This is a genomic window from Micromonospora acroterricola, from assembly GCF_003172955.1.
Classification (GTDB): Bacteria; Actinomycetota; Actinomycetes; order Mycobacteriales; family Micromonosporaceae; genus Micromonospora; species Micromonospora acroterricola.
In genome coordinates this window covers 1-10,380 of record NZ_QGKR01000105.1, presented here as the reverse complement: position 1 = coordinate 10,380, position 10,380 = coordinate 1, and the positions used below count along the sequence as shown (strand labels likewise).

The window sequence follows — 10,380 nt, the reverse complement described above, 5'->3', positions numbered from 1 at the left end:
ATTCCGAACCCGGAAGCTAAGCCCTCCAGCGCCGATGGTACTGCACTCGTGAGGGTGTGGGAGAGTAGGACGCCGCCGGACAATCTTTCGTCAGGGCCACCCCCATCAGGGGGTGGCCCTGACGCATATCCGTACCCCATTGGGGCCGGCGTGCCGCGCGACCGACGGGTCAGCGCGGTGCCGGCCCGACGGATCAGTCCCGGGTCTGCATGCCGGCGCGGAGGTCGCGGAGCAGGCCGCCGGCGTCAGAGACCGACCGGCCCGGGAACATCGCCATCACGACACTGCCGTGGTCCGCCCAGCCGCACACCGCGAAGTCTCCGCCCTCACCGCTGGTGCTGCCGCACTTCATGACGCCGCCCAGCTCGCCCGCGGGCACCTCGCGCAGGCCGGTCACGGCCCCGGTCTCGTCGGACATCAGCCCGAAGAGGCTGTCCAGGTCCCGCTCCGGCTGCCAGAGCAGGGTGGTGCCTCCGAAGATGAGCACCGACCGCTTGTCGTCCGCCGCATCGCGGTAGACCGTGCCGAAGCTGCGGTCCAGCTCGATGTCGGCCGCCAGGCCGCTGCGCAGGTAGTCCGCTGTGCTCTTCGCCCGCTCGCTGTCGTCCCGGGTCAGGCCCGCCACCTGGTCGGGGGAGGCCAGGCGGGTGTCCTTCTGCTGCGCCACCCGCCACCCGCCGACACCCAGCACGCCCGCACCGGCCAGACTGACGACCAGCGCGACCGCCCAACCGATCCGCCGCCGACGCGACCACCCAGCGCGCCCCTCGTCGGGGTCGGCCCCGGGGTCGCGGGTGCTCAGCTGAATCGGCTCGTCGGTCAGCTCGACCGGCTCGCGACCGTCGTCGAGCGGGCGCTCAGTGAGATGTGCGTCGGACATAGCCGACACCGTACGCGAATGGCAGGTGGCGCACGTCGGGTCCGGAGAAGCCCTCCGTAGACTTTCACGGGTGACCGACAGACTCGATGCCCGACGCCCCGACGCCCCCACCCTGGCCGGCCAGTACCAGCCCGGCGAGGTAGAGCAGCGACGGTACGAGCAGTGGGTAGCCGCCGGGCACTTCCGGGCCTCCGCCGACAGCGAAAAGCCCCCCTTCACCATCGTCATCCCGCCGCCGAACGTCACCGGCTCGCTGCACATGGGCCACGCGTTCGAGCACACGCTGATGGACGCGCTGACCCGGCGTAAGCGGATGCAGGGCTTCGAGGCGCTCTGGCTGCCCGGCATGGACCACGCCGGCATCGCCACGCAGAACCTGGTCGAGCGTCAGCTCGCCGCCGAGGGTCTCTCCCGCCACGATCTCGGCCGGGAGAAGTTCGTCGAGCGGGTCTGGCAGTGGAAGGCCGAATCCGGCGGGGCGATCCTCGGCCAGATGCGGCGCCTCGGCGACTCGGTCGACTGGGACCGTGAGCGCTTCACCATGGACGAGGGTCTCACCCGCGCCGTCCAGACGATCTTCAAGAAGCTCTTCGACGAGGGCCTGATCTACCGGGCGAACCGGATCATCAACTGGTGCCCGCGCTGCCTCACCGCGCTCTCCGACATCGAGGTCGAGCACACCGACGACGACGGTGAGCTGATCTCCATCCGGTACAGCGACGAGGTCGTGGTCGCCACCACCCGGGCCGAGACGATGCTGGGCGACACCGCCGTGGCGGTGCACCCCGACGACGAGCGGTACCGGCACCTCATCGGCACCGAGGTCGAGCTGCCGCTGACCGGTCGCCGCATCCCGATCGTCGCCGACGCGCACGTCGACCCGTCCTTCGGCACCGGCATGGTCAAGGTGACCCCGGCGCACGACCCGAACGACTTCGAGATCGGCCAGCGCCACGACCTGCCCGCGCTGACCGTGATGGACGAGCGCGGCGTGATCACCGTGCCCGGCCCGTTCGAGGGGCTGGACCGGTTCGAGGCGCGTCCCGCGATCGTGGCGGCGCTGCGCGAGCAGGGCCGCATCGTGTCCGAGAAGCGGCCGTACGTGCACGCCGTCGGGCACTGCTCGCGGTGCAAGACGACCGTCGAGCCGCGGCTCTCGTTGCAGTGGTTCGTGAACACCGCGCCGCTGGCCCAGGCCGCGGGCGACGCGGTCCGGGACGGCCGGGTGCGCATTGAGCCGGCCGAGCTGGCGAAGCGCTACTTCGCCTGGGTCGACAACATGCACGACTGGTGCATCTCCCGGCAGCTCTGGTGGGGGCACCGGATCCCGGTCTGGTACGGCCCGGAGGGCGAGATCGTCTGCGTCGGCCCGGACGAGCAGCCGCCGACCGGGGACGGCTGGCGCCAGGACGAGGACGTCCTGGACACCTGGTTCTCCAGCGCGCTCTGGCCGTTCTCGACCCTCGGCTGGCCCGAGCAGACCCCGGACCTGGCGAAGTTCTACCCGACCAGCGTCCTGGTCACCGGCTACGACATCCTCTTCTTCTGGGTCGCCCGGATGATGATGTTCGGCCTATACGCCATGGACGGCCGGCAGCCGTTCGACGTGGTGGCCCTGCACGGCATGGTCCGCGACGAGCACGGCAAGAAGATGTCCAAGTCGTTCGGCAACGTGGTCGACCCGCTGGACTGGATCGACCGTTTCGGCGCCGACGCGACCCGGTTCACCCTGGCCCGCGGCGCCAACCCCGGCCAGGACGTCCCGGTCAGCGAGGACTGGTGCCAGGGCTCGCGCAACTTCTGCAACAAGCTCTGGAACGCCACCCGGTTCGCCCTGATGAACGGGGCGCACACCTCCGGTGACCTGCCCGCCGCCGAGCAGCTCTCCACCGTCGACCGGTGGATCCTGTCCCGGCTGGCGCACGTCACCGCCGAGGTCGACGAGCAGTTCGAGGCGTACGAGTTCGCCAAGGTGTGCGACCTGCTCTACCACTTCGCGTGGGACGACGTCTGCGACTGGTACGTCGAGCTGAGCAAGCCGGTGCTCGCCGAGGGCGGTGAGCGGGCCGAGACCACCCGGCGGGTGCTCGGGCACGTGCTGGATCAGCTGCTGCGGCTGCTGCACCCGGTCATCCCGTTCGTCACCGAGGAGCTGTGGCTCGCGCTGACCGGCGGCGAGACGGTGCAGAAGGCCGCCTGGCCGGTGGCCGACCGCTCGCTGGTCGACGACGCCGCCGAGGCGGAGCTGGTCAGCGTGCAGCGGGTGATCACCGAGATCCGCCGGTTCCGGTCCGACCAGGGGCTGCGGCCGACCCAGCGGGTGGCCGCCCGGCTGGACGGGTTGACGGGAGCCGGTATCGCCGACCACGAGCCGCTGATCCGCTCGCTGGCCCGGCTGGACCCGGTCGCCGAGGACTTCCAGGCCAGCGCCACGCTGGCCATGCCCGGGGCGGTCGGTGTCGCGTTGGACACCCGGGGGTCGATCGACGTGGCCGCCGAGCGGGCCCGGCTGACCAAGGACCGCGCGGCAGCGGAGAAGGAGGTCGCGCAGGCCCGCGCGAAGCTCGACAACCCGGCCTTCATCGGCAAGGCCCCCGAGCCGGTGGTCGCGAAGATCCGCGACCGGCTCGCCACCGCCGAGGCCGACCTGGTCCGGATCGACGCTGCTCTGGAGACGCTTTCCTCGTGACCGACCGTACCGATTTCGCCGCCGTCGAGGCCGAGCTGGCCGCTCGCGGCTTCACCCGCATGGTCTTCGAGCTGGACCGGATCGAGTCACTGCTCGACCTGCTCGGCAGCCCGCAGCGGGCGTACCCGGCCATCCACCTGACCGGCACCAACGGCAAGACCTCCACCGCGCGGATGATCGACTCGCTGTTGCGGGCGCACGGGCTGCACACCGGGCGGTACACCAGCCCGCACCTGGAGACCGTCCGGGAGCGGATCAGCCTGGACGGGGAGCCGGTCAGCGAGGAACGGTTCGCGTCGGTGTACCGGGAGATCAAGCCACTGGCCGAGCTGGTCGACGCGCGGTCCGACGAGCCTCTGACGTACTTCGACATGACGACGGCGCTGGCGTTCGCCACGTTCGCGGACGCGCCGGTCGACATCGCGGTGGTCGAGGTGGGCCTCGGCGGCGCCGAGGACGCCACGAACGTCATCCAGGCCGGGGTCTGCGTGATCACCCCGATCGGCCTGGACCACACCGAATGGCTCGGGGACACACTCCAGGACATCGCGCTGGCCAAGGCCGGCATCATCCACCCGGGCGCCACCGTCATCGCGGCGGCGCAGGAGGAGGAAGCCGCCCGTCCCCTCCTGGAACGCTGTGCCGAGGTGGGCGCGACCATCGCCCGCGAGGGCGCCGAGTTCGGCGTGCTGAGTCGGGCCATCGCGGTCGGCGGCCAGGTCCTCACCCTCCAAGGGCTCGGCGGCATCTACGACGACGTGTTCATCCCGCTGCACGGCGCGCACCAGGCGCAGAACGCCGCGGTGGCACTCGCCGCGGTGGAGGCGTTCCTGGGCGCCGGGACCACCCGGCAGCTGGACATTGAGGCGGTCCGGGAGGGCTTCGCCGAGGCCAGCTCCCCGGGTCGGCTGGAGCGCGTCCGGAACGCCCCGACCATCCTGCTGGACGGCGCGCACAACCCGCACGGCATGGCCGCCACCGTCACCGCGTTGCAGGAGGAGTTCGCCTTCAGCAAGCTGGTGGCGGTCGTCGGCGTGCTCGCCGACAAGGACGCCTCCAGCCTGCTGGAGCTGCTGGAGCCCGTCGCCGACCTGGTGGTGGTGACCGGCAACAGCTCGCCGCGGGCGATGCCGGCGGAGGAACTGGCCGCGCTGGCGGTGGAAATCTTCGGCGAGGAGCGGGTCGAGGTGGCCGAGGAGATGCCGGACGCGATCGAGACGGCGGTGGCGCTGGCCGAGGAGAACGTCCCCGGTGAGCTCAGCGGTGTCGGGGTGCTGATCACGGGATCGGTGGTGACGGTGGCCGACGCCCGTCGGCTGCTGAAGCGATGACGAGCCCGGAGCAGGAACCCCACACCGCCGGCCAGCCTGCCGCCGAGCAGGATGGAATCGGGCAGCCCCGGCGGTCCGGGCTGCGCAACCCGGAGCGGGCGGTACGCGGCCTGGGCGCCGGGACGCTCGGCCTGGAGGCGCTGGTGCTGCTGCTGGCCATCCAGCCGATCCGGGTGGTCGGCGGCGATCTGAGCGGGGCCGCGCTCGGCGTGGTCGTGGCGCTGGCGGTGGTCGCCATCCTGCTCGCCGGCATGATGCGCCGCCCCTGGGCCTGGCACGCCGGCACCGTGCTCCAGGGCCTGCTGCTGCTGTCCGGCCTGCTGCACTGGTCGCTGCTCGCGCTGGGCATCATCTTCGCGCTGGTGTGGGCGTACGCGCTGCACGTCCGCCGGGTCATTCTCGGCTGACGCGCCCGGCCACGGACGGCCGGGCCCCCGGGAGGAGCGGATCAGGCGTCGGCGCGTTCGCGCCACTGGGTGAGGGCGATGCCGTGGCCGTCCGGATCGCGGAAGGCCGCCGCCCACACCTCCAGCCTGGTGCCCCGGTTGACCACCCGGGGGGCGTACGTGAAGCGCAGGCCCGACTCGCGCAGCCGCCCGTACGCCGCCTCGATGTCGTCCACCTCGAGGTTGACGTGGACCAGCCGGCGGCTGATCGGTGCCGCCCCGGTGACCTCGCGCAGCACCAGCCGGGTCGTGCCGGAGGCGAGCACGGCGTTGCCGGCGCCCTGGTCGACCTCGGTGAAGCCGAGCACGTCGCGGTAGAAGTCGAGCGATCGGGACAGGTCGGTGACCAGCAGCGTGAGGCCGACCCCGCTGATCGGGGCTGCCGGGTCGGCCGCGGCGCCCTCGTCGTACCCGAAGATCGCCTCGTCGAGTTCCTCGGCGGTGACCGTCTCGCGCCCGGTCGGGGCGGGATCGTCCAGCGGGAGGTCGAGCGGGTCCAGCGGGTCCGTCGTTGCCGAGCCGGACCGTTGTGCCGGAGGCGCGTCGAAGCGCGGCGCGGGAGGCGGGTCGAAGCGGTCGTCGGCGGCTGGGACGTCCTCCGGCTGGTCGTAGCGCTCCTCGGCGGGCGGACGTGGCGCGGGGGTGGCGCGCCGGGGCAGCCCACTGCCGGCCGACTGGCCGCCGGCCGGCTGCTCCACCACGACGCCCTCCAGCACGACCGGGCCGCCCGGGCTCTGGTGCACCACCACCGGCTCGCGCTCCTCGGGTGCGACGACCGGGTCGTCGCGCAGCGGGTCGGGACCGGGTGGGTCGCGGAACGGGTCGCCGCCGAGCGGGTCGCGGAAGTCGTCGTCCGGCGCGCGGTCCGCCCATGGCGGGGCGTCCTGCTGGATCAGCATCTCGTCCACGGCGTCGACGTCGGCGAACTCCGGCGGGAGGTCGGCGACGGCCGTGGCGGTCTCGGCGTGGGTGGGCACCTCGTCCCAGAGGACCTTGACGTGCCGCTGGTCGTCCAGCGCGACCCGGATCGGCAGGGTCTGGCCCAGCGACGGCCACTTGGCGACCGGCACCCGTGGCTCGATGATCTTCTTCGACCGGGGCGGCAGCCCCGGCGCGTCGATCACCAGTTGCAGCTCGCAGCGGCCGAACGCGTACTGGGTGGGTGGTTCGGAGGCGCTGTGCACGTGCCCGACCCCGACCACCCACGTGCGCCCGCCGCCGCGCACGGTGGCCAGCGCGATCGCCAGCACCAGCAACGCGACCCCGAGCGCCACGATGGCCCAACTGGTCATGCCGAGCCCGAAGAGGACGACGAACGTGGCCACGGTGCCCAGCACCGTGCCGATCAACTTGCGTACCGGCGCGATGGGTCGGTTCCCGCCATTCGCCACAGTGGACCTCCCGGGGTCAGGGCCAGGCTAGGCCGGATCGGCCACCGGAGGAAGGACCGGCCGCCGCGCCGGCGCCGGGACCGGGTCGCTAGGCTGACCGTACCGATCCCGAGCGTTCAGCGCGTACAGGAGGAACCCAGCGTGTCCAGCAACAGCCCGGATGAGCGAAGCCTCGTTCTGATCAAGCCCGACGCGGTTCGCCGCGGCCTGGTCGGCGAGGTCCTCTTCCGCTTCGAGCGCAAGGGGCTGCGGATCGACGCGATGGTGCACCGGACGATGGACGCCGCGCTCGCCGACGAGCACTACGCCGAGCACGTCGACAAGGCGTTCTACCCGCCGCTGAAGGACTTCATGACCGGTGGTCCGCTGGTCGCGCTGGTGCTCTCCGGCGACCAGGTCATCGACGTGGTCCGCGGGCTCGTCGGCGCGACCGACGGGCGCAAGGCCGCCGCCGGCACCATCCGGGGCGACCTGTCGCTGTCCAACCGGGAGAACCTGGTGCACGCCTCCGACTCGCCGGACAGCGCCAAGCGCGAGATCGCGCTCTGGTTCCCCGAGCTGGGCTGACGCGGCAGCGCCGGGGTCAGTCGACCGCCGGCAGCTTGTCCGGGTTGCCGACCACGTAGATCCCGGTGATCCGACCGTCGGCCGCGCTGACGGTCAGGGTGTACCGGTTGCCGTCCGCGCGGGTCATCAGGGCGGCGGGTTCCCCGTTCAGCTCCAAAAGCCGCGTGGCCCAGCGGTGGCGCGGGCCGTAGATTCCGGCGAAGAACCGGGCGATCAGCTCCGCGCCGCTGATCGGCTTGCGGGCGGCCGACACGCGGCCGCCACCATCGCTCCAGGCGGTGGCGTCCGCGGCGACCAGGCCGGTGAGCGTCGCCAGGTCACCATCGCGGGCTGCGGCCAGGAACGCGTCCAGCAGCCGTTCCCGCTCGGACCGGCTGGCGGTGAACCGTCGCTGCTCCTGGCGCACCCGGGCGGCCGCCCGGTGGTGCAGTTGCCGGCAGTCCGCGGGCGTCCGGTCCAGGATCTCCGCGATCTCCGCGTACGGCAGCTCGAAGGCGGTGTGCAGGACGTACACCGCGCGCTCCGGCGGGGTGAGCCGTTCCAGCACGTGCAGCAGCGCGATGGACAGCGAGTCGCGTAGCTCCGCGCGGTCCAGCGGGCCGAACGGCGAGGGCGCGGTCGGGACCGACTCGGGCAGCCACGTCCCGACGTACGTCTCACGCGCCGCCTGCCGTGCCCGGAGCCGGTCCAGGGCCAGGCGGGTGACCACCCGGGACAGGTACCTGCGAGGCTCCCGCACCGCCGACCGGTCCACGCCCCGCCAGCGCAGGTAGGTCTCCTGGAGCACGTCCTCCGCGTCGTGCCGGCTGCCGAGCAGCCGGTAGGCCAGGCCCAGCAGCATGGGCCGGTGCGCCTGGAGCGCACCGGCCGCCTCTGCCGCCTCGGTCGTCACGCCTGTGCCGGAGGCTCCAGCCGCATGGTCACCGCGATCCGATTCCACACGTTGATTGTGGCGATCGCGACGACGAGGTCGGCCAGTTCCCTCTCCGACCAGACCTTCGCGGCGGCGTCCCACACCTCGTCGGGCACCCCGTGCTCGCCGAGCCGGGTGACCGCGTCGGTGAGCTCCAGCGCGGCCCGCTCCCGCTCGTCGAAGAACGTCGACTCGCGCCAGGCCGCCACCGCGAACAGCCGCCGGCTCGACTCGCCGTTGGCGAGCGCGTCCCGGCTGTGCATGTCCACGCAGAACGCGCACCCGTTGATCATCGACGCCCGGAGCTTGACCAGTTCCAGCACGGTGCGGTCGACGTTCTTCTGGACGTACTTCTCCATGCCCATGACGGCCTGGTACGCCTGCGGCGCCACCTCGCCCGGGTTCATGCGCTGCATGACTACCTCCCCTATCGGTTCGACACCCCTACGACGGGCGGGCCGGGGCGGGGCGTGACAGCGGGGGGCTGTGACTCCGGTCATGCCGACCGGACAACCGGCGTTCCGGTCCGCGCCACCCGGAGCGCCGATCGCGGTCATCTCCGGCCGGTAGACCGACGGGGTCAACCGATGATCGGGAGGAAGCATGACCGAGCTTGATCGACGTACCCTGCTGCGGGCCGGCCTGGTGGCCGGGGCCGGAGTCGCCGGCGGCGCCCTGCTGGGCGGTTCCGGGGCGGGCGCCGCACCGGCCTGGCGCCCGGCGGGGCGCCCGGTGCTCACCCACGGCGTGCAGAGCGGCGACGTCACCGCGGACTCGGCGCTGGTCTGGACCCGGGCCGACCGGCCGGGCCGGATGCTGGTCGAGGTGAGCCGCCGCCCGGACTTCCGCGGCGCGCGGCAGCTTCGTGGCCCGGTGCTCGCCCCGACGGGCGACTTCACCGGCAAGGTCCGGCTGCGTGGCCTGCCGGACTCCGAGCGGCTGCACTACCGGGTCCGGGTGGAGAGCCTGGAGCGGCACGGGCTGGTCAGCGAGCCGCTGATCGGATCGCTGACCACCGCGCCCGACCGGCACCGGCGGCGCGACGTGCGGTTCGTCTGGACCGGGGACGTCGTCGGGCAGGGGTGGGGGATCGCCCCGGACTTCGGCGGAATGTCGATCTTCCGGGCGATGGGGGAGACCCGGCCGGACTTCTTCCTCTGCAGCGGTGACACGGTGTACGCCGACGGGCCGCTGGTCGAGTCGGTGACGCTGCCCGACGGCCGGATCTGGCGCAACATGGTGACCCCGGAGAAGAGCAAGGTCGCCGAGACGCTGACCGAGTACCGGGGACAGTTCGCGTACAACCTGCTCGACGAGCACCTGCGGGCGTTCGCCGCGACGGTGCCGCAGATCAACCAGTGGGACGACCACGAGGTCCTGAACAACTGGTACCCGGGGGAGGTGCTGGACGACCCGCGCTACACCGAGCAGCGGGTGGACGTGCTCGCCGCCAGGGCCCGCCAGGCGTTCAACGAGTGGCTGCCGGTGCCGGTCGACGGGCCCATGTACCGGCGGCTGTCGTACGGGCCGTCGCTGGACGTGTTCGTGCTGGACATGCGGACCCACAAGGACCCGAACGACGGCAACACGTACGCCGACCCGAAGCGTGGCCTGCTCGGCCGTGAGCAGCGGGAGTGGCTGATCCGGGAGCTGAAGCGTTCCCGGGCGACGTGGAAGGTGATCGCCAACGACCTGCCGATCGGTGTGGTGGTGCCGGACGGTCCGGGCGCGCAGGAGGGCGTGGCGCAGGGTGACCCGGGCGCGCCGGCCGGGCGGGAGCTGGAGTTCGCCGAGGTGCTGCGGGCCACCCACCGGGCCGGGGTGACGGGCATGGTCTTCCTCACCGCCGACGTGCACTACACCGCCGCGCACCACTACGACCCGGCCCGCGCGGCGGTCGGCGACTTCACCCCGTTCTGGGAGTTCGTCTCCGGCCCGGCGCACGCCGGCGCGTTCGGCCCGAACGCGCTGGACGGCACGTTCGGGCCGCAGGCGGTCTTCGTGCACGCCCCGCCGATGGCCAACACGTCACCGGCGGAGGGCTTCCAGCACTTCGGCGAGGTCACCATCGACGGTGAGTCGGAGGCCCTGACCGTCCACCTCCGCGACCGCGACGGCGCCTCCCTCTGGACCACAACCCTCCCCGCCCCATAACCCCGAACC

General features: G+C 72.5%; 9 protein-coding genes and 1 rRNA gene. 6 read left to right on the top strand and 4 right to left on the bottom strand.

What is annotated here, in order from left to right; translation table 11 throughout:
• Positions 1–81, top strand: a 5S ribosomal RNA gene (gene rrf / locus DKT68_RS03280); the annotation flags it as partial.
• A gap of 112 nt (positions 82–193) precedes the next feature.
• Here the strand turns inward: rrf and DKT68_RS03275 are convergent.
• A complete protein-coding gene (locus DKT68_RS03275) occupies positions 194–880 on the bottom strand; it encodes a hypothetical protein (protein WP_109815951.1) in 687 nt (228 codons plus the stop codon).
• Between the two features lie 70 nt (positions 881–950).
• Here DKT68_RS03275 and DKT68_RS03270 point away from each other — a divergent pair, with 70 nt between their 5' ends.
• From DKT68_RS03270 to DKT68_RS03260, 3 genes are read left to right on the top strand one after another with little or no spacing between them, the layout of a single operon-like run.
• Positions 951–3,569, top strand: a complete 2,619-nt coding sequence (locus DKT68_RS03270; protein WP_109815950.1) for a valine--tRNA ligase — start codon at positions 951–953, stop codon at positions 3,567–3,569.
• Entirely contained in the window at positions 3,566–4,900 is a 1,335-nt protein-coding gene (locus tag DKT68_RS03265) for a bifunctional folylpolyglutamate synthase/dihydrofolate synthase (protein ID WP_109815949.1), read from the top strand. The genes DKT68_RS03270 and DKT68_RS03265 overlap by 4 nt, the downstream gene beginning before the upstream one ends.
• Entirely contained in the window at positions 4,897–5,307 is a 411-nt protein-coding gene (locus DKT68_RS03260) for a DUF4233 domain-containing protein (RefSeq protein ID WP_109815948.1), read from the top strand. Before DKT68_RS03265 ends, DKT68_RS03260 begins: the two co-directional genes overlap by 4 nt.
• Positions 5,308–5,348: 41 nt before the next feature.
• Here DKT68_RS03260 and DKT68_RS03255 read toward each other — a convergent pair whose 3' ends face one another.
• Positions 5,349–6,737 (bottom strand): VOC family protein, encoded by a 1,389-nt coding sequence (locus DKT68_RS03255; protein ID WP_109815947.1) that lies wholly within the window; start codon positions 6,735–6,737, stop codon positions 5,349–5,351.
• Positions 6,738–6,878: 141 nt separating this feature from the next.
• On the opposite strand from DKT68_RS03255, the gene ndk reads away from it, so the two are divergent.
• Positions 6,879–7,304 (top strand): nucleoside-diphosphate kinase, encoded by a 426-nt coding sequence (gene ndk, locus DKT68_RS03250; protein ID WP_109815946.1) that lies wholly within the window; start codon positions 6,879–6,881, stop codon positions 7,302–7,304.
• A 16-nt stretch (positions 7,305–7,320) separates the two neighbouring features.
• Here ndk and sigJ read toward each other — a convergent pair whose 3' ends face one another.
• A complete protein-coding gene (gene sigJ, locus DKT68_RS03245) occupies positions 7,321–8,196 on the bottom strand; it encodes an RNA polymerase sigma factor SigJ (RefSeq protein ID WP_109815945.1) in 876 nt (291 codons plus the stop codon).
• Positions 8,193–8,633, bottom strand: a complete 441-nt coding sequence (locus DKT68_RS03240; protein WP_109815944.1) for a carboxymuconolactone decarboxylase family protein — start codon at positions 8,631–8,633, stop codon at positions 8,193–8,195. Before DKT68_RS03240 ends, sigJ begins: the two co-directional genes overlap by 4 nt.
• A 187-nt stretch (positions 8,634–8,820) precedes the next feature.
• Here DKT68_RS03240 and DKT68_RS03235 point away from each other — a divergent pair, with 187 nt between their 5' ends.
• A complete protein-coding gene (locus DKT68_RS03235) occupies positions 8,821–10,371 on the top strand; it encodes an alkaline phosphatase D family protein (RefSeq protein ID WP_109815943.1) in 1,551 nt (516 codons plus the stop codon).
• The last annotated feature ends 9 nt before the right edge of the window (positions 10,372–10,380 follow it).